Here is a 19898-nt window from a genome sequence, read left to right on the forward strand (position 1 = left end):
TGGCTCCGTGAACGATCTGTACAGGTCGCGCAGTACGTCCGCTCTCCGCGCCGGCCGCAGGGACGGGCCTGCGGCCAGGGTCCCCTCAGGCCAGCCCCGCCGCCCCCAGCAGGTACTCCGTCAGCGGGTCGTAGTGGCGCGGGTCGGGCACGTTGTCGTCCAGCGGGATCGTGACCAGGAGGGACCCCTCGGCCTCGCCGAGGAAGAGGGCGGGGTCGTTGCAGTCGGCGTAGCCGATGGCGTCGAGTCCGCGCCCGCCCGCGCAGCCGGCCCAGCCGTGGTCGGCGAGGACCAGGTCCGGCTGGGGGCGGCCCTCGCGTTCCAGGCCGTCCAGGATGGCGGCCATCGGCGCCGGGGAGTGGGTGTGCCAGAGGGACGCGCCGTGTTCCAGCACCGCGACGCCGGCGAACTGGACGACGTTGCCCTCGTCGGCGCGCAGCCCGGCCGGGACGGTGACGATCTCGCAGCCCTCCGCGCGCAGCGCGTCCGCCGTCCTGCGGTGGACGTCGAGGAGGCCGCCGGGGTGGCCGGTGGCGACGAGGACGCTCTCGGTGTCCGCCACCGCCTTGCGGAGGCGTTCCGCCATCCGGTCGAGGGCGTCGACGGTCAGTTCGGGGTCGATGGTGTCCTGGCCGAAGCGGTGGGCCGGGTCGTCGATGACCCCGCAGCGCTCCGCCATGACGGCGAGGACGTCCTGTTCGTCGGTCCAGCGGTCGCCGAGTTCCAGCCCGAGCCAGTAGTGGCGGTCTCCGTTGGCGAGCGCCCGGTAGTGCGCGAGGTTGTTGTCGCGGGGCGTGGCCACGTCGCCGGCGATGCGGGTACGGACGAGGTGGTCGGTGAGTTCGGCGCGGCTGGGTATCGGCATGGCGCCCATTCTGCCGTCACCGGTACGCGGCGCGCCCGGCATCTCGCACCCCGGAACCGGCGTTCCCGGCCCCGAGGGCGCCCCGGAACCGCCCGTCGGGCCCGCGCGGCCCGGCGCTCAGCGCCCGTCGGCCGCCGCCGCGAAGGCGCCCCGGGCGAGGCGGTGCAGCAGGCGGGCGGTCGCCGCGCGGTCGGGGAGGGCTTCGGGGCGGGCGAGGCGCGGGGTGGAGTTCAGCAGGCCGAAGACGGCGTGCACGGTGACGCGGGCCTCGGCCTCGGTGAGGCCGGGGTAGCGGGCGCGGGCGACGGAGACCCAGATCTCGACGTACTCGCGCTGGAGGCGGCGGACCCGCTTGCGGTCGGCGTCACGCAGGCGGTCCAGCTCCCGGTCGTGCAGGGTGATCAGGGGGCGGTCGTCGAGGGCGAAGTCGATGTGGCCCCCGATGAGCGCGTCGAGCAGCGCGTCCGGGGAGCTTTCCGGGGCGGCGGCGTCCTCCTCGACGCGCAGCCGGCCTCCGGTGAGGAGGCGCTCGCTGATGCCGACCAGGAGCTCGGAGAGCATCGCGTCCTTGCCGGGGAAGTGGCGGTAGAGACCGGGGCCGCTGATGCCCACGGCGGCGCCTATCTCGTCGACACCGACGCCGTGGAAGCCGCGCTCGGCGAAGAGGAGTGCGGCCTCCCGGAGGATCTGCTCGCGGCGGGTGGGTCCCGCGACGCGGGCGGTGGCATGGGTGCTCATGGGGATTCATTCTAGACAGGGCCGTTAGCGCTCGTTAACCTGAGGCCGTTCGCGTTAACGCTCATTAACCGCACGGCGGGGGTCACGGCCCCGCCGGTCACGGGGAGGCTCGACACGATGCAGCCGGCACCGGCACCACAGGCACCGGTTCTTCCCGGCGCCGCCGATCCCGCCTCCGAGGCGTGGCGGGCCAACGAGGCGGCGCACCGCGCGCTCGCCGACGAGCTGCGCACCCGGCTCGCGTCGGCCCGGCTCGGCGGGGGCGAGAGGGCGCGCGCCCGCCATGTGGCGCGCGGCAAGCTGCTGCCCCGGGACCGGGTGGACACGCTGCTCGACCCCGGTTCGCCCTTCCTGGAGCTGGCGCCGCTGGCCGCCGAGGGGCTGTACGGCGGGGCCGCGCCGGCTGCCGGGGTGGTGGCGGGGATCGGCCGGGTGAGCGGCCGGGAGTGCGTGATCGTCGCCAACGACGCGACCGTCAAGGGCGGCACGTACTACCCGATGACCGTGAAGAAGCATCTGCGGGCGCAGGAGGTGGCACTGGAGAACCGTCTCCCCTGCCTCTACCTGGTGGATTCCGGCGGTGCCTTCCTGCCGATGCAGGACGAGGTGTTCCCCGACCGCGACCACTTCGGCCGGATCTTCTTCAACCAGGCGCGGATGTCCGGCGCGGGCATCCCGCAGATCGCGGCGGTGCTGGGTTCCTGCACGGCGGGCGGCGCGTACGTCCCCGCGATGAGCGACGAGGCCGTCATCGTGCGCGGCCAGGGCACCATCTTCCTCGGCGGCCCGCCGCTGGTGAAGGCGGCGACCGGCGAGGTCGTCACGGCGGAGGAGCTCGGCGGCGGGGAGGTCCACTCGCGTACGTCCGGGGTCACCGACCACCTCGCCGAGGACGACGCGCACGCGCTGCGGATCGTACGGAACATCGTGGCGACGCTCCCGGCACGCGGCGCTCTGCCCTGGACCGTGCGGCCCGCAGAGGAGCCGAAGGCGGACCCGGCGGGGCTGTACGGGGCGGTGCCGGTCGACCCGCGCACCCCGTACGACGTGCGCGAGGTGATCGCCCGGGTGGTGGACGGGTCGCGGTTCGCGGAGTTCAAGGCGGAGTACGGCCAGACGCTGGTCACCGGGTTCGCGCACGTCCACGGGCACCCGGTGGGGATCGTCGCAAACAACGGCATCCTGTTCTCCGAATCGGCCCAGAAGGGCGCGCACTTCATCGAGCTGTGCGACCAGCGCGGCATCCCGCTGGTCTTCCTCCAGAACATCTCGGGCTTCATGGTCGGCAAGGCGTACGAGGCCGGAGGCATCGCCAAGCACGGCGCGAAGATGGTCACCGCCGTGGCCACCACCCGGGTGCCGAAGCTGACGGTCGTCGTCGGCGGTTCGTACGGCGCGGGCAACTACTCCATGTGCGGCCGGGCCTACTCCCCCCGCTTCCTCTGGATGTGGCCCAACGCCAAGATCTCGGTGATGGGCGGCGAGCAGGCCGCCTCCGTCCTCGCCACGGTCAAGCGGGACCAGCTGGGCGACGCCTGGAGCGCGGAGGACGAGGAGGCTTTCAAGGCGCCGGTCCGCGCCCAGTACGAGGAGCAGGGCAACGCCTACTACGCGACCGCCAGGCTCTGGGACGACGGGGTGATCGACCCGGCGGACACCCGGCAGGTGCTCGGCCTCGCGCTGACCGCGTGCGCCAACGCCCCGCTCCCCGAACGGAATCCGGCGGACCCGGGCTTCGGCATCTTCCGGATGTGAGGCACGCGGGACATGAGGCACCGGACGTGAGCGAACGAATGCGCCGTACGGGCGAGAGGGAGAGAGGAACGTCCATGTTCAGCACGGTGTTGGTCGCCAACAGGGGCGAGATCGCCGTCCGGGTCATCCGCACGCTGCGCGCCCTCGGCGTCCGGTCGGTCGCCGTCTTCAGCGACGCGGACGCCGACGCGCGGCATGTGCGGGAGGCGGACACGGCGGTACGGATCGGCCCGGCGCCCGCCGCGCAGAGCTACCTCAGCGTGCCCGCACTGCTGGAGGCGGCCCGCCGCACGGGGGCCGGGGCGGTACATCCGGGGTACGGCTTCCTGGCGGAGAACGCCGGGTTCGCGCGGGCGTGCGCGGAGGCCGGTCTCGTCTTCATCGGGCCGCCCGCCGACGCGATCTCCCTGATGGGCGACAAGATCCGGGCGAAGGAGACGGTCGCGGCGGCCGGGGTGCCGATCGTCCCCGGCTCCTCCGGCAGCGGCCTCACCGACGCCCAACTCGCCGACGCGGCACGCGGGATCGGCATGCCGGTACTGCTGAAGCCCTCGGCGGGCGGCGGCGGCAAGGGCATGCGGCTGGTGCACGACGCGTCACTGCTCGCCGAGGAGATCGCGGGGGCTCGGCGCGAGGCGACGGCCTCCTTCGGCGACGACACGCTGCTGGTGGAGCGGTGGATCGAGCGCCCCCGGCACATCGAGATCCAGGTGCTCGCGGACGCCCACGGCAACGTGGTCCATCTCGGCGAGCGCGAGTGCTCGCTCCAGCGCCGGCACCAGAAGGTGATCGAGGAGGCGCCGTCGGTGCTGCTCGACGCGGAGACCCGGGCGGCGATGGGTGAGGCGGCGGTGCGGGCGGCCCGTTCCTGCGGCTATGTCGGCGCGGGCACGGTCGAGTTCATCGTGCCGGGCGGCGACCCGTCCGCGTACTGCTTCATGGAGATGAACACCCGGCTCCAGGTCGAGCACCCCGTCACCGAGCTGATCACCGGCCTCGACCTGGTGGAGTGGCAGCTGCGGGTCGCCTCCGGCGAACACCTCCCTTACACGCAAACCGACATCACCTTCACCGGGCACGCCGTGGAGGCCCGGGTGTGCGCCGAGGACCCGGCGCGCGGCTTCCTGCCCTCCGGCGGAACGGTGCTCGCGCTGGACGAGCCGGCGGGCGGCGGGGTCCGGACCGACTCGGGGCTGAGCGAGGGCACGGAGGTCGGTTCGCTGTACGACCCGATGCTGTCGAAGGTCATCGCGTACGGCCCCGACCGGACGACCGCCCTGGGCCGGCTGCGGGCGGCCCTCGCGGACACGGTGATCCTGGGCGTACCGACCAACGCCGGTTTCCTGCGGCGCCTGTTGGCCCATCCGGCGGTGGTGGCGGGCGAGCTCGACACGGGGCTGGTGGAGCGCGAGGCGGCGGGGCTGGTCCCGGAGGGCGTACCGGAGGAGGTGTACGCGGCGGCGGCCGCCGTACGGGCCGAGGCGCTCGCCCCGGTGCCGGACGCGCACGGCTGGACGGACCCGTTCTCCGTACCGAGCGGCTGGCGCACCGGTGGCGCCCCCGCCCCGCTCGCCTTCCCGCTGCGGGTGGCCGGCCAGGAGCCGGTGGTACGGGAGGCGCCCCCGGGCGCGGCGGTCGGCCCGGACCGGGTGACCGTCGAACTCGACGGTGTGGTGCACCGCTTCCGCCGCGCGGGGCAGTGGCTCGGCCGCGACGGCGACACCTGGCAGGTGCGGGACCACGACCCGGTGGAGGCGTCCCTCAGCGGGGCGGCGCGCGCGGGCGCGGACGCTCTCGCGGCACCCATGCCGGGGACGGTCACCGTGGTCAAGGTGGCGGTCGGGGACGCCGTGTCGGCGGGGCAGGCGCTGCTGGTGGTCGAGGCGATGAAGATGGAGCACGTCATCTCCGCCCCGCACGCCGGGACCGTCACCGGGCTGGACGTCTCGCCCGGGGCCACCGTCACCATGGACCAGGTGCTGGCCGTGGTCGCGCCGGACACCGAAGCGCCGGACCCGGCCCCCGCCGCCCCGGCCCCGGCCACCGTCCCCGCGGCCCCCGAGGCCCCCGAGGAGAGGCAGTCATGACCGTCCCCGAACGCCCCGCCCTGCCGATGACCGTCGCCGCGCAGGATCTGCCCGCCCGGGTCCGTATCCACGAGGTGGGCGCGCGCGACGGGCTGCAGAACGAGAAGACGGCTCTACCGACCGCCGTGAAGGCCGAGTTCATCCACCGGCTCGCCGCCGCCGGGCTCACCACCATCGAGGCGACGAGCTTCGTCCACCCCAAGTGGGTCCCCCAACTCGCCGACGCGGAGGAACTGTTCCCGATGCTCGGCGATCTGCCGGGGCCGGGTGGGGTGGGCGCGGTCGCGCTCCCCGTCCTCGTACCGAACGAGCGCGGGCTCGACCGGGCCCTGGCGCTCGGGGCGCGGCGGATCGCCGTCTTCGGCTCGGCGACGGAGAGCTTCGCCGCCCGCAACCTCAACCGTTCGGTCGCCGAGTCGCTGGCGATGTTCGAGCCGGTCGTGGCCCGCGCGAAGGAGGACCGGGTCCATGTGCGCGGCTACCTCTCGATGTGCTTCGGCGACCCGTGGGAGGGCCCGGTCCCGGTGCACCAGGTCGTCCGGGTGGCGAAGGCGCTGATGGACCTCGGCTGCGACGAACTCTCCCTCGGCGACACGATCGGCGTCGCCACCCCCGGTCACGTACAGACCCTGCTCGCCGAACTGAACGAGGAGGGGGTGCGCACCGACACCATCGGGGTGCACTTCCACGACACCTACGGCCAGGCCCTCTCCAACACCCTCGCCGCCCTCCAGCACGGGGTGACCACCGTCGACGCCTCGGCGGGCGGCCTCGGCGGCTGCCCGTACGCGAAGAGCGCCACCGGCAACCTCGCCACCGAGGACCTGGTGTGGATGCTCCAGGGCCTCGGCATCGACAGCGGAGTCGACCTCGACGCCCTCACCGCCACCAGCGTGTGGCTGGCCGGGCACTTGGGCCGCCCGAGCCCGTCCCGCACTGTCCGCGCGCTCTCGCCGAGTCCGGAGCCGTCCCCCGCGTCCCCCGCGTCCCCCGAGGAGTGACCCCCGCCATGCCACTGGACCACCGGCTCGCCGCCGAGCACGAGGAACTGCGCCGCACCGTAGAGGAGTTCGCCCACGAGGTGGTAGCCCCGAAGATCGGCGACTTCTACGAACGCCACGAGTTCCCGTACGAGATCGTGCGGGAGATGGGGCGGATGGGCCTGTTCGGGCTGCCGTTCCCGGAGGAGTACGGCGGGATGGGCGGCGACTACCTCGCCCTCGGGATCGCTCTGGAGGAGCTGGCCCGCGTCGACTCCTCGGTGGCGATCACCCTGGAGGCGGGCGTCTCGCTGGGCGCCATGCCGGTGTACCGCTTCGGCACCGAGGAGCAGAAGCAGCGGTGGCTGCCGAAGCTCTGCTCGGGCGAGGCGCTGGGCGCGTTCGGGCTGACCGAACCGGACGGCGGCTCGGACGCCGGCGGCACCCGCACCACGGCGGTGCTGGACGAGGCGGCCGGCGAGTGGGTGATCAACGGCTCCAAGTGCTTCATTACCAACTCCGGTACGGACATCACCGAGCTGGTGACCGTGACGGCCGTGACCGGCCGCAAGGAGGACGGCTCCCCGCGCATCTCCGCGATCGTCGTCCCGTCCGGCACCCCTGGATTCACGGTCGCCGCCCCGTACTCCAAGGTCGGCTGGAACGCCTCCGACACCCGGGAACTCTCCTTCTCCGACGTCCGTGTCCCGGCCGCCAATCTGCTCGGCGAGGAGGGCCGGGGGTACGCCCAGTTCCTCCGCATCCTCGACGAGGGCCGGATCGCGATCTCCGCCCTGGCGACGGGGCTGGCCCAGGGGTGCGTGGACGAGTCGGTGAAGTACGCCGCCGAACGCCACGCCTTCGGCCGCCCGATCGGCGCCAACCAGGCCATCCAGTTCAAGATCGCCGACATGGAGACCCGCGCCCACATGGCCCGCATCGGCTGGCGCGACGCGGCCTCCCGCCTGGTGGCCGGCGAACCCTTCAAGAAGGAGGCGGCCATCGCGAAGCTCTACTCCTCGACGGTCGCCGTCGACAACGCCCGCGACGCCACCCAGATCCACGGCGGCTACGGCTTCATGAACGAGTACCCGGTCGCCCGCATGTGGCGGGACTCCAAGATCCTGGAGATCGGCGAGGGCACCAGCGAGGTCCAGCGGATGCTGATCGCCCGGGAGCTGGGGCTGCCGGCGTCGTGACCGGCACGGGCGGATCAGCCCCTGTCGCACGCTCTCGGGCCCGGTGCGCCCGCCTGGCCGCATGCCCGGCGCCACCCGGCCCGCCGGACACCGCCCACGGGCATGCGGGGCCCGGGACCGGACGGCCGACGGTCCCGGCAGGTCGCACCGCAGGCCCGTCGATCACGATTCGGCAAAGGATGGGCGGGCTTTTCGTGCGCCTTCCGTGAAGAGCCGGCGAGTTCGGGCTGTCTGATCAACGCCCTGGTTTCCGATTTCAGCCGGTGCGCCCGGGCGGCCGCACCGAAGTTCTCCGGGGAAGTACACAAGGCCGGGGCCACGAGAGAGTCAAGAAAGCTTTGATCAGAGGCACTTGAGGGAAACCTGAGCAAGCGTTCCCCCTGCTCGGACGCGGTCTCATTCATCTGTACGCCACCTTCCCCTCCTTCCATGACCTCGCGTCAGGGTGATCCACGCCCTGTCCGTCCGTGGGAGGGGTTTTGATGAAAGGCAATCCGTGGCGGTCGAGATCGCCACTCGGAGGAGACAGACCGAGACGGACCGCCCTCGCGGTAGCCGCGGTGCTGGTGGCGGAGACGGCGTTGGTGTCCTTGGGCACGGGTGGCGCTTTCGCGGCCGGTCCGGCTGCCGTGGTGTCCGCACCCGCGCCGGCGCCCGCTTCGGCGGACTCGGTCGTGTCGGCCAAGCTGATGGCACGGTTGCGGCACCGGAACATCGAGGTGCTGTCGGAGCGGACGGCGGATTCGACGACCTACGCGCTGCCGAGCGGCGAGCTCAGGACCGAGGTGCACGCGGGGCCCGTCCGGGTGAGGCAGGACGGCGTGTGGAGGGACATCGACACGTCGTTGTCCGACACCGGCCCCGGCCTCACGCCGGGCGCCGCGGCGGCGGACATCGAGGTCTCCGACGGCGGGGACAAGCGGCTCGCGTCGGTGACCCACGGCGGCGAGAGCTTCGGCCTGGGATGGGAGAGCAACCTGCCGAGCCCGGCCGTCAAGGACAACACCGCCTCCTACGACCTGGGGAGCGGGCAGACCCTGTCGGTCGCCGCACTCGCACAGGGCTTCTCGGAGAACATCCGGCTCGCCCGGCGGCCGGCGGGCGACGCGGTCTCCTACCGCATTCCGGTCCATCTGGACGGGGTGAGACTGTCCCAGGCCGAGTCCGGACACCTGCTGCTGAAGAACGACGACGGTGTCCTGGTAGCGGAGGCCCCGGCGCCGATGATGTGGGACGCCTCCAAGAACCCGGCGTCGGGCGAGTCGGCACACCAGGAGCAGGTCCGTACGGAGATCGAGACCGCCGGGGACGGTACGCAGACCCTGGTCCTCACCCCGGACACGGAGTTCCTGGCCACTGCCACCTATCCGGTGACAGTGGACCCCACCACCACGCTGGCCGTCACCACCGACACCTGGGTGCAGAACCCGGACTACCCCGACTCGCAGATCTCCTCGCAGGAGCTGAAGTCGGGCACGTACGACGCGGGCACCGATGTGGCGCGCTCCTATCTCAGGTTCGACGTGTCGAAGTTCGCCGGCAAGCACATCACGGCCGCGACGATGTCGCTCTTCAGCTACTACTCGGCGACCTGCTCCACTTCCGGAGCACCCACGGTGGCGAAGAGAATCACCTCGTCGTGGACCTCGTCGTCGATAACCTGGGGCGCGCAGCCGTCCACCACGACCACCGGCATGGCCTCCAACACCGGCCACTGGGGTTACAGCTCCGACTGCCCGGCGAACTGGTCGAACTGGAACCTCCAGTCGGTCACGCAGGCGTGGGCCGACGGCGCGGCCAACTACGGCCTGCAGATTCGCGGTGACAGCGAGAGCGACTCCACCACCTGGCGACGCTTCCGCTCGGCGAACTACGCGACCACGGGCTACGCACCGAAGTTGACGGTGACGTACAACTCCTATCCCGCGGTGCCGAGTTCGCTGGCGATTCTGCCTTCCCAGCTCAACGCCTACAACGGAACCCGGTACGTCACCTCCCTCAAGCCGACCCTCTCGGCGAAGGCGACCGACCCGGACGGGTCCGCCGCCAAGGCTCAGTTCGAGGTGACCGCGGACCCGGCGTTCGCCGACACCACCTACTCCTACACCGGCACTTCCGCCGCGGTGGCATCCGGGTCGACGACACAGCTGACGATTCCGTCCGCTTCCGCCCTCCCGGCGGGCAAGCACCTGCGCTACCGGGTCCGCGCCTACGACGGCACCGACTACGGTCCCTGGTCCGGCTACACGACGTTCACGCCGAACACCGACGTGCCCGCCACAGCGACCGTCACGTGTGACACGTATGACCAGAACGGGTGGACGGCGAAGGCTTCCGGCACGGTGCCGTGCACGTTCGACACCTCCTCGTCGGACGGCGCCGGATACGCCTGGGGCCTCGACGACCCCAACATGCCGAACAAGAAGCTGGACACCGCCGACGGCACCGGCGGCGACGCGCAGACCGTCGGCATCGCCCCGGCGAACGGCTGGCACACGCTCTACGTCCGTACCATCGACGCAGCCGGCAACCTCTCCCCCACCGCTCAGTACTCCTTCGGTGTGGGCGCGGAGGGCGCGGCGGTCATCTCGCCGCAGGAAGGCGACACCACGGCCCGTCGGCTGACCCTGTCGGCCAGGGGAATGGCCACCTACACCGGCGTGACCTGGGAGTACCGGCGTGGCGAGACCGACACCTGGCACACCGTGCCCGTGGGTGACGTGACCGCTTCGGGCAGTGCGGTGCCGGCCTGGCCGACCGCCGTCACCAGCGGCAACGCACCCAAACTGGTCTGGAACGTGGTCAGTTCGCTGGCCGAGGACGGTGTGATCCAGCTCCGGGCCGTGTTCACGGACGGCACCGCCACCGGCCACTCGCAGACCGTCGGGGTCACCCTCGACCGCGACGCGGGCACTGCCCCGGCCACCGTGGTCGGCCCCGGCACGGTGAACGAACTCACCGGTGACTACACCCTGTCGGCCACGGACGCCTCCGCCTTCTCGGCGGACGTGGAGCGCACGTACTCCTCGCGCACCAATGAGACGGACAACGAGGGTCAGGCGCAGATCTTCGGCCCCGGCTGGACCTCCGCCGTCGCCGCCGCCGCAGGCGACTACACGCAGATCCGGAAGACCTCCGACAGTTCGGTGGAGCTGCTCGCGGCGGACGGCAGCACGATCGCCTTCACCGCGACCGCCGGTGGCGGCTGGCAGCCGGAGACCGGCGCGGAGGACGTGACGCTGACGGGCAGCCTGTCCGCCACGAGGTTCACGCTGTCCGACACCGCCGGCAACACGACCGTGTTCACCAAGGCGGCTTCCTCGGTCCCGAGCTGGGCCCTGTCCTCGTCGGCCGCCTCCGTGTCCGACAGCACGGTCACGACCGTCTCCGAGACCGACGAGACCGGCAAGCTGGCCCGACCGAAGTACGTGATCTCCCCGACGCCGGCGGTTCCCGCCGCGACCTGCCAGGCCGCCCCCGCCACGAAGGGCTGCCGGGTCCTGGAGTTCGTCTACGCGGATGCCACGACGGGCACCGCCACGGTCCCCGCCGACTACAAGGGCCAGGTCAAGACGATCAAGCTGTGGGCCACCGAACCAGGTGCCTCTGCCGCCACCGCCGAGAACGTCGCGTCCTATGCCTACGACGCCTCCGGCCGGCTCCGCCAGGTGTGGGACCCGCGCATCAGCCCCGCCCTCAGGACGCAGTACACGTACGACTCCGACGGCCGGGTCACCGTCCTCACCAGGTCCGGCGAACTGCCCTGGACCTTCACCTACGGCAGGGCCGGATCGGCCCTCACCGCAGGCCCGGGCATGTTGCTGAGCGCCTCCCGGCCGGCCCTGGCCGAAGGGAGTGCGAGCAGCGTCTCCGGCACGGCGACCACGACGGTGGTCTACGACGTACCGCTGTCCGGCACCGCCGCTCCGTACCAGATGGACGCCGGCACGGTCGCCGGCTGGAGCCAGGCCGAGGCGCCGACCGACGCCACCGGCGTCTTCCCGGCCGACAGCGTCCCCGCCTCCAGCGCCGGCAGCGGTCTGACCGCCGGTGACTATTCCCGCGCGACCATCACCTACATCAACGCCGACGGCGAGGAGACCAACTCCGCGACACCCGGCGGCGCCATCACGGCCACCGGCTACGACGAATTCGGCCACGAGACCACCGTCCTGTCGGCCGCCGACCGGGAACTCGCCCTGGGCGGGGGCGCCGACGCAGCCGGCAAGCTCGCCCTCCTCGGCCTGACCGACCTGTCCACCGCGGACCGGGCCCGCCAGCTCGCCACCGTCTCGGAGTACTCCGCCGACGGCAAGCGGCTCCTGGACGAGTTCGGCCCGCTGCACCAGATCACCCTCAGCGGTGAGCTGCGGGGCAACAGCGGCGCGACGGCCGCCGGCAGTGTGGTCCCGGCGCGATCGCACACCTCGTACACCTACGACGAGAACCGGCCCTCCGGGGCGGCCGTCTCGGACCTGGTCACCACCATGGTGATCGGAGCCTCGGTCGCCGGGTATTCCGCGGACGGCGACACCACGACCGTCACCAACACCTTCGACTGGTCGACCGGCCAGCAGATGGACACCCGCGGCGGTACCACCACCAGCACCCTGACGACGTACGACAGTGCCGGCCGGGTGGCCTCGACGCGTACCGCCGGCTCGTCCGGCTCCGACGCGGACACGCTCAACCACACGTACTACACCGCGGACGGCTCGGGCACGTGCGGCGCCCGTCCCGAATGGGCCGGACTGCTGTGCAGGACGGCGCCCGCATCCGCCATCACGAACGGCGGCGGCAACCCCGCCGACGCGGTCACCACCGTCTACTCCTACAACCGATGGGGCCAGACGGCCACCAAGGCCGAGACCGCCGGCGGCGTGACCCGCACCACGACCATCACCACCGACAGTGCGGGCCGGAGCGCGCAGAGCACGGTCACCGGCGGCATCGGCAAGGCGACCCCCGCGACCTCCATCACGTTCGACCCGGACAACGGTCAGATCGCGACCCAGTCCTCGGGCGGCCGGACCGTCTCCTACGCCTACGACAAGCTCGGTCGTCTGCTGTCCTACAGCGACGGTGCGGGCAACACGGCCACCCGTGCCTACGATGTCCTCGGGCAGGTCGTCAGGACCACCGACTCGGCACCCTCCACCGTGACGTACGCCTACGACGCGGCCGGCAACGTGAAGGCACTGACCGACTCGGTCGCCGGAACCTTCACCGGCACGTACGACGCCGACGGCACTCTGGTCTCCGAGAACCTTCCCGGCGGCTACGACCTGGCGGTCACCACCGACACGGCGGGGAACCGGACGAGCCGTGAGTACACGGCGCCCGACGGCACCACCGTCACCTCGGACGTGGCCCAGTACTCCGCGAGCGGGCAACGGCTCGGCCACACCCAGACCGACGGTGAGAGCATCGACTCCGCCTACGCGTACGACAGCACCGGCCGTCTCACCCGGGCTACCGACACCACGGGCGCCGGCTGCACCACCCGCCTCTACGGCTTCGACGGAAACAGCAACCGCACCTCGCTGCAGACCACGTCCGACGACTGCGACAGCGCCACCGCGGACGCCACGACGACCACCACCTCCTACACCTACGATTCGGCCGACCGTCTGGTGAACTCCGGTTACACCTATGACGCGTTCGGGCGCACCACGGCCGGCGGCGACACCAGCCCGTCGTACTACACCAACGATCTCGTCGCCTCGGAGACCGTCGGATCGACCCGCAACACGTGGACTCTCGACGCGGCCTACCGGCTCGCTGTCCAGACCACGCAGGTCAAGGACGCGAACGGCACATGGGCCGACACGGAAACGGTCACCCATCACTACGGCTGCGGATGTGACAGCCCCACCTGGAGCGTCTCCGGCCAGGGCGTCAGCCGTGACGTCCGGGATCTCGAAGACGGCCTGGGAGCCACGACCTCGGCAACCGGCGACGTCGTCCTGCAGTTCACCGACGTCCACGGTGACGTCGTCGTCCAGCAGTCGCTCGACGCCGACGCGTCCGTCGACGTCCAGCACTTCGACGAGTACGGCAACGCGCTGGAAGCGGCCGCCGCCGACAGCACCTACGGGTGGCTCGGCCGGTACCAGCGGCCGGCCGACTCCCTCGGCAAGGTCGTTCTGATGGGCGTCCGGCTCTACGCCCCGGCCACCGGCCGGTTCCTGTCCGCCGACCCGGTGTACGGGGGGAATACCGACGCCTACACCTATCCGAGCGACCCGGTGAACGATCTCGATCTGACCGGTCGCCTGAAGTTCTCGTGGCACTTCTACGGATTCCGCATCCGCTTCAACAAGCACGAGACCGTACAGGCCGAGAGTTGGGCCGGGCTGGGCGGCAAGGCGGGCACCATCGCGTCACTCGCGAAACTCGCCAGGGCCACGGCGCTCAACTACCTCTCCATCGACGCCTACTTCATCGAGAAGAAGGCGAAGTGGGCCCAGAAGGTCCATCACTGCCTCGAACTGCAGTGGTGGTGGCTGTATCCGGGATTCATTCCCTACACCTACTGGGGTAAGGCGAACGGCTGCAAGTAGGCAGGTCCCCCATTGAACGAGTGGCGGCCGGGTACACACGCGGCCGCCACTCACCATGTACACGAAAGGCAGTCATGCTGATCATCGAAGTAGTACAGGTCGTGTTCACCGTCGCGGTCCTGGTCCTGGCGGCCGACAGGCAGGCGGCCACCGCCCTTTCGCTCTGGACCGCGGCAGGCTTCGGAGCGAGCCAGATCCTCAGCGGGCTGGACGGGGGACTGGCCGACAGCTTCTTCCGGCTCTTCGTCGCCGTGTTCGCCACGATCGCGCTCGACAAGTGGAGAACCGGACACGGCGCCTCGACGTGGGTGGCGGGGCCCGCCGCCTTGGTGGCGGGGCTGGTGATCGGCTGGACCGTCTGAGGACTCCTGGGCGGCTCCCGCCCCCGGAGCCGCGGACCGTCGGAGACCTCCGGACCGCGACGGAGTCCACCCATGACAGCACCGCTGCCCCTCCATAACCGGTCGACACCCTTCCGGACGCTGCGGGACAGTTCGCCCATGACGACCCCGTACGAGCACTGGCCCCTCCACGGACTCCGTATCCGTACCCCCCGGCTCGAACTCCGGCTCCCGGACACAGCCCTCACCGACCGGCTCGCGGCGGTGGCCGCGGAGGGGGTGCACGCTCCCGGCCGGATGCCGTTCACCGTGCCGTGGACCGAGGGCGAGCCCGGGGCGGTGGGGCGGGCGGTGTTCCAGCACGTGCTGTCCACGATCGCGAACTGGTCGGCGGACGACTGGGCCCTGAGCCTCGCCGTGCTGCACGACGGGGAGGTCGTCGGGCGGCAGGACCTGATGGCCAAGGACTTCGGGGTGACCCGCCAGGTGTCCACCGGTTCCTGGCTCGGCCTCGCCCACCAGGGGCAGGGCTTCGGGACGGAGATGCGGGCCGCCGCGCTGCACCTGGCGTTCGCCGGACTGGGCGCGGAGTGCGCCGTGTCGGCGGCGATGACCGACAACCCGGCCTCCCTCGGCGTCTCGCGCCGCCTCGGCTACCTCCCGGACGGCACGGCGGTCGCGGCCGTGCGCGGGGCCCCCGCGACGCTCCAGCGGCTCCGGCTGGACCGGGCGCGGTGGGAGGAGCACCGCAGGGTGGAGGTGTCGGTCGAGGGGCTCGACGCCTGCCGGGGCGACTTCGGGGCGTGATCCCGGCGGGAGCCCCCGGTGAGCGTTTGCCCGGCCCGGACCGAACCCGCCCCCGGGCGGACGGCATCGGGTGGCTCGCGTTCCTGGGGCCGGTCGCGGAGCGTGTCCGTTCGCGATGGCCCGCGACGGCCGGTACGGTCCGGGCCGGGCGAGGGTTACCAGCCGTAACCGTCGACTCCGGCGGATCGCTTCCGGCCACCCCGGAAAGCCCCTCCCATGAACACCGCGCCGGGGGCCTATCCATCGGCACGCCATATGTTTCGCACAGCCCCTGCCCGATTTCGGGCAGATTTCTTGCATAAGACTGCCCGCCCACGCAGTATCAACGGGTGCTCGAACGCCGCTCGTCCCACGACGACCTCATCGACCACCTCGTACGCTCCACCTCGCTCCAGCGTGGCGAAGCGGCCCGGGTGGTACTCGACGTGCTGGCGTTCTTCGACGAGACGACCGAGGCCTTCGTCCGGCGCCGCCACCGCGAACTGCAGTCCGGCGGCCTGGTCAACACGGAGATCTTCGAGCGGATCGCGGCCGAACTGCCGCACCGCGCGGTGGCACCGCCGGAGCTCTCGCTCCGCCAGCTGCGCCGCATCGTCTACGGCTGACGCACCGGCCGGTACAACGGCTGGGACAACGGCCGGGCCGCCGCCGGGGCAGGGCACCGCAGGACATCTGTACGTCGTAGGAGGGGTAGAAGACATGTGCGGGATCGTCGGATACATCGGCAGGCGTGACGTCGCTCCGCTGCTGCTGGAAGGTCTGCAGCGGCTGGAGTACCGGGGGTACGACTCGGCGGGCATCGTGGTGACCAGCAAGGCCGCGACCGGCAAGCCGGGCACCCTGAAGATGGTCAAGGCGAAGGGCCGCGTCCGCGAGCTGGAGGCCCGCATCCCCAAGCGCTTCGCGGGCACGGCCGGCATCGCGCACACCCGTTGGGCCACCCACGGCGCCCCGAGCGACGAGAACGCCCACCCGCACATGGACGCCGAGAACAAGGTCGCCGTCGTCCACAACGGGATCATCGACAACGCCTCCGAGCTCCGCGCGAAGCTCGTCGCCGACGGCGTCGTCTTCCTCTCCGAGACCGACACCGAGGTGCTGGTCCACCTGGTCGCCCGCGCCCAGGCCGAGACCCTGGAGGAGAAGGTCCGCGAGGCGCTGCGCTCCGTCGAGGGCACCTACGGCATCGCGGTGATGCACGCGGACTTCAACGACCGCATCGTCGTCGCCCGCAACGGCTCCCCGGTCGTCCTGGGCATCGGCGAGAAGGAGATGTTCGTCGCCTCCGACGTCGCCGCGCTCGTCGCCCACACCCGCCAGGTCGTGACCCTCGACGACGGGGAGATGGCCACCCTCAAGGCCGACGACTTCCGCACGTACACCACAGAGGGCTCGACCACGACGGCCACGCCGACCACCGTGGAGTGGGAGGCCGAGTCGTACGACATGGGCGGCCACGACACGTACATGCACAAGGAGATCTCGGAGCAGGCCGAGGCGGTCGACCGCGTGCTGCGGGGCCGTATCGACGACCGTTTCTCCACCGTGCACCTGGGCGGCCTCAACCTGGACGCCCGCGAGGCGCGTGGGGTGCGCCGGATCAAGATCCTCGGCTGCGGCACCTCGTACCACGCCGGTCAGATCGGCGCCCAGCTGATCGAGGAGCTGGCCCGCATCCCCGCGGACGCCGAGCCCGCCTCCGAGTTCCGCTACCGCAACCCGGTCGTGGACCCCGACACCCTCTACGTCGCCGTCTCCCAGTCCGGCGAGACCTACGACGTACTGGCCGCCGTGCAGGAGCTGAAGCGCAAGGGCGCCCGGGTGCTCGGCATCGTCAACGTCGTGGGCTCCGCCATCGCCCGGGAGGCGGACGGCGGTACGTACGTCCACGCGGGCCCCGAGGTCTGCGTGGTCTCCACCAAGTGCTTCACCAACACCGTGGTCTCCTTCGCGCTGCTCGCCCTGCACCTGGGCCGCATCCGTGACCTCTCGGTCGCGGACGGCAAGCGGATCATCGCGGGGCTGCGCCGGCTGCCGGAGCAGATCAGCGAGATCCTCGCGAACGAGGACGAGATCAAGCGGCTGGCCGCCGAGTACGCGGATGCCAAGTCGATGATGTTCATCGGCCGCGTACGGGGCTACCCGGTGGCCCGCGAGGCCTCCCTGAAGCTCAAGGAGGTCTCGTACATCCACGCCGAGGCGTACCCGGCCTCCGAGCTGAAGCACGGGCCGCTGGCCCTGATCGAGCCCGCGATGCCGACCGTGGCGATCGTGCCGGACGACGAGCTGCTGGAGAAGAACCGGGCCGCGATGGAGGAGATCAAGGCGCGCAGCGGCCGGATCCTCGCCGTCGCGCACCAGGTCCAGGAGAAGGCGGACCACACCATCGTCGTGCCGAAGAACGAGAACGAGCTGGACCCGATCCTCATGGGCATCCCGCTCCAGCTCTTCGCGTACCACACGGCGCTGGCCATGGGCCGCGACATCGACAAGCCGCGCAACCTGGCGAAGTCCGTCACCGTCGAGTAGAGCCCCGAGGGCCCTTCCCGGGCCGGCCGACCGACCGGACCAACGAGAAGCGGGCGCACACCACTCGATCGTGGTGTGTGCCCGCTTCCGTCACGTACGTCATGTACGCCACGTACGGATGACCCGGTGTACTGATGTGCAGCCCCTGCGGGTTGACGGCCCGTCATGTGTTCCGCGGGTCAACACCCGGGCCCCGTCGGGTCCTTCGTCGGGATCCGTGGGGATCCGTGGGGATCGGTCGGGGATCGGTCGGCGCCAGTCGGGATCAGGGGATGACGATGACGGGACGTTGCGCGCGGCGGGCGAGACGGCCGGCCACGGAGCCGAAGATCCGGCCCACCAGCCCGTGCGTCGACCCGACGACGATCGCGTCGGCGGCATATTCGCGGCCGACTTCTTCCAGTTCGTGACAGATGTCGCCGCCGCGCTCGACCAGCACCCACGGCACCTCGGAGAGGTACTCCGCGCAAGCCAGTTCGAGACCGAGCACCTCGGTGCGGTGATCGGGTACGTCGACGAAGACGGGGGGCTCGCAGCCTGCCCAGACGGTGGTCGGGAGCCGGTTGGCGACGTGCACGATGATCAGTCCGGAGCCGGATCTGCAGGCCATGCCGATCGCATAGGCGAGGGCTCGCTCACTGGACGTGGAGCCGTCGAAACCGACCACGACACCGTGCCGGAAGGCCGGGTCGCAGGAATGACGTGTTTCTTCGACCGTCAGGGGGTCCGACCCGTGGTCGGTTACCTGCTTGCGGTCTGCGGGTTCAGGGGATTCGTGACCGGCCATCGGTGTCTCGGCGAAGAGAGTCCTCTTGAGGAGGGAACGGCTAGGGGGACGTGTGCGGCTGCGGTGAGCGGCTGCCGTGCGGGGCTGTGGACTTGTGTCCGACGACCGTCCAGGACGAGGGCCCGACGACGGAGGTCGCGGGCTGCTGTCCCGGGCTGCTGCCGGGCCGTTGTCCGGGAATCATCTTTCCAACCCTTTACCCCCAAGGGTACGGCGCCACTCCTCCACCGCCCAGACCGCCGCAAAGCGCGTGACGCGCTTTGGGGGAGCATGCACGAGGCGAGGGCGGTTGGCAATGCCGGTTGGTCCGTACACCGAGCGTCGCGGTGCCGGGGCGTGCCCTTCGCCCCGTTTTTCCGACGGGCCGGTATGGCTCGGAGAGAGTCTTCGAACCGCGCGCACGCCTCGTACCGCCCTCCGGAACGGCCCCTGTTGGCCACCTCGACACGCCGGCGACGGCGCCGGAGCGCGGGGGTGCGCACCCGGAGCGTGCGCGTGGCGACCGCTCGTGCCCGACGCCGCCCGGCCCCTCCGGGCGAGGCCGGGCACGAGCGCAGGAGGGCGCACGGGCAGGCGCACCGGGCGCAAGCACATTCCCGTGCGTGCGCCGGTGGATCCGTTGATCCACCGGGCTCGCGCGCTTTCGTCGGCCCGCTCGGTCCGCGCCCCCGCCGACGGTCCGCCGGGGCGGGGAAGATCGCCTGGTGGGCTTCTTCGCAGGTGCGCGAGGGGCGTGACCGACCGGACCTCGGGTGCGCGGGGAGCGCGCCGGAGCATGACTGAATCCAACGCGCGCGACCGTCGCTTTTCGGCCAACTTCACATCTGCGCCGAAACCTTGGCGATGTGCCCCTCATTTGCACTTGTCACCTGGCAGGAACGGACCGCGCGGTACGCTTTCACCCGACGCGGACGGGCCATGATCGCGACGCGCACTTCACAGTGCCGCTCGCGAGTGGAACGCTTCGTGATCGAACGCTTCACGCCACGTTGCCTTGTCGACATTGAGCCGGTGAGGGAACGTGTCATTTCGGCATCGCGGGACGCAGTAGGTTCGATCTTGAAATCGGGCACTGGGACACGTGCGGCACCGAGGGGACACGTGCAGGAGCGACAGGCCTGTAGGGACCAGGGAGACGCGAACACCGAGGGGGGCTTACTGATGGTTTCAGAATGAGGTCGCAAGGCGGCGAAGGCGTGTGGGGTGCCGGCCGGATGAGGCGAGGCTCCGTCCGGTCTGCCCCATGC

The 19898-nt window shown here is 71.3% G+C and carries 12 protein-coding genes; 9 read left to right on the plus strand and 3 right to left on the minus strand.

Annotated features, from left to right (window positions below; translation table 11 throughout):
* Positions 1–85 precede the first annotated feature (85 nt).
* Entirely contained in the window at positions 86–865 is a 780-nt protein-coding gene (locus ACWCSV_RS31265; protein ID WP_451148016.1) for a phosphatase, read from the minus strand.
* Positions 866–982: 117 nt separating this feature from the next.
* Complete coding sequence (locus tag ACWCSV_RS31270) at positions 983–1603, minus strand: SACE_7040 family transcriptional regulator (protein WP_451148018.1); 621 nt, start codon at positions 1601–1603, stop codon at positions 983–985.
* 117 nt (positions 1604–1720) lie between these two features.
* Between ACWCSV_RS31270 and ACWCSV_RS31275 the strand changes: the two genes are divergently transcribed.
* From ACWCSV_RS31275 to glmS, 9 genes are all read left to right on the plus strand, one after another.
* Complete coding sequence (locus ACWCSV_RS31275) at positions 1721–3358, plus strand: carboxyl transferase domain-containing protein (protein ID WP_451148020.1); 1638 nt, start codon at positions 1721–1723, stop codon at positions 3356–3358.
* 74 nt (positions 3359–3432) lie between these two features.
* The gene (locus ACWCSV_RS31280) at positions 3433–5445 is read left to right on the plus strand and encodes an ATP-binding protein (protein ID WP_451148022.1); all 2013 of its coding nucleotides are present in this window, start codon (positions 3433–3435) and stop codon (positions 5443–5445) included.
* 26 nt (positions 5446–5471) lie between these two features.
* Positions 5472–6446 carry a hydroxymethylglutaryl-CoA lyase gene (locus ACWCSV_RS31285; RefSeq protein ID WP_451148034.1) on the plus strand — a complete coding sequence of 325 codons (975 nt, stop codon included), beginning with the start codon at positions 5472–5474 and terminating at the stop codon, positions 6444–6446.
* Positions 6447–6454: 8 nt separating this feature from the next.
* On the plus strand, positions 6455–7624 hold the full coding sequence (locus tag ACWCSV_RS31290) for an acyl-CoA dehydrogenase family protein (protein ID WP_451148024.1): 1170 nt from the start codon (positions 6455–6457) through the stop codon (positions 7622–7624).
* A 674-nt stretch (positions 7625–8298) separates the two neighbouring features.
* Positions 8299–14187, plus strand: a complete 5889-nt coding sequence (locus ACWCSV_RS31295; RefSeq protein ID WP_451148026.1) for a DNRLRE domain-containing protein — start codon at positions 8299–8301, stop codon at positions 14185–14187.
* A 74-nt stretch (positions 14188–14261) separates the two neighbouring features.
* Entirely contained in the window at positions 14262–14549 is a 288-nt protein-coding gene (locus ACWCSV_RS31300; protein ID WP_451148028.1) for a hypothetical protein, read from the plus strand.
* Positions 14550–14687: 138 nt separating this feature from the next.
* Positions 14688–15335, plus strand: a complete 648-nt coding sequence (locus ACWCSV_RS31305) for a GNAT family N-acetyltransferase (RefSeq protein ID WP_451148030.1) — start codon at positions 14688–14690, stop codon at positions 15333–15335.
* Between the two features lie 329 nt (positions 15336–15664).
* Complete coding sequence (locus tag ACWCSV_RS31310; RefSeq protein ID WP_266704610.1) at positions 15665–15940, plus strand: hypothetical protein; 276 nt, start codon at positions 15665–15667, stop codon at positions 15938–15940.
* Between the two features lie 94 nt (positions 15941–16034).
* Positions 16035–17864, plus strand: coding sequence for a glutamine--fructose-6-phosphate transaminase (isomerizing) (gene glmS / locus ACWCSV_RS31315; RefSeq protein WP_451148032.1), 1830 nt, complete (start codon positions 16035–16037; stop codon positions 17862–17864).
* A 265-nt stretch (positions 17865–18129) separates the two neighbouring features.
* Here the strand turns inward: glmS and ACWCSV_RS31320 are convergent, their stop codons facing one another.
* Positions 18130–18651 (minus strand): universal stress protein, encoded by a 522-nt coding sequence (locus tag ACWCSV_RS31320; protein WP_327175938.1) that lies wholly within the window; start codon positions 18649–18651, stop codon positions 18130–18132.
* Positions 18652–19898 lie beyond the last annotated feature (1247 nt).

This window comes from Streptomyces sp. NPDC001770 (assembly GCF_053596135.1).

What these genes read in the sequence shown, in the direction of transcription:
- ACWCSV_RS31265 (WP_451148016.1), bottom strand. Translation starts at nt 865, where the DNA reads ATGCCGATACCCAGCCGCGCCGAACTCACCGACCACCTCGTCCGTACC.
- ACWCSV_RS31270 (WP_451148018.1), bottom strand. Translation starts at nt 1,603, where the DNA reads ATGAGCACCCATGCCACCGCCCGCGTCGCGGGACCCACCCGCCGCGAG.
- ACWCSV_RS31275 (WP_451148020.1), top strand. Translation starts at nt 1,721, where the DNA reads ATGCAGCCGGCACCGGCACCACAGGCACCGGTTCTTCCCGGCGCCGCC.
- ACWCSV_RS31280 (WP_451148022.1), top strand. Translation starts at nt 3,433, where the DNA reads ATGTTCAGCACGGTGTTGGTCGCCAACAGGGGCGAGATCGCCGTCCGG.
- ACWCSV_RS31285 (WP_451148034.1), top strand. Translation starts at nt 5,472, where the DNA reads ATGACCGTCGCCGCGCAGGATCTGCCCGCCCGGGTCCGTATCCACGAG.
- ACWCSV_RS31290 (WP_451148024.1), top strand. Translation starts at nt 6,455, where the DNA reads ATGCCACTGGACCACCGGCTCGCCGCCGAGCACGAGGAACTGCGCCGC.
- ACWCSV_RS31300 (WP_451148028.1), top strand. Translation starts at nt 14,262, where the DNA reads ATGCTGATCATCGAAGTAGTACAGGTCGTGTTCACCGTCGCGGTCCTG.
- ACWCSV_RS31305 (WP_451148030.1), top strand. Translation starts at nt 14,688, where the DNA reads ATGACGACCCCGTACGAGCACTGGCCCCTCCACGGACTCCGTATCCGT.
- glmS (WP_451148032.1), top strand. Translation starts at nt 16,035, where the DNA reads ATGTGCGGGATCGTCGGATACATCGGCAGGCGTGACGTCGCTCCGCTG.
- ACWCSV_RS31320 (WP_327175938.1), bottom strand. Translation starts at nt 18,651, where the DNA reads ATGGCCGGTCACGAATCCCCTGAACCCGCAGACCGCAAGCAGGTAACC.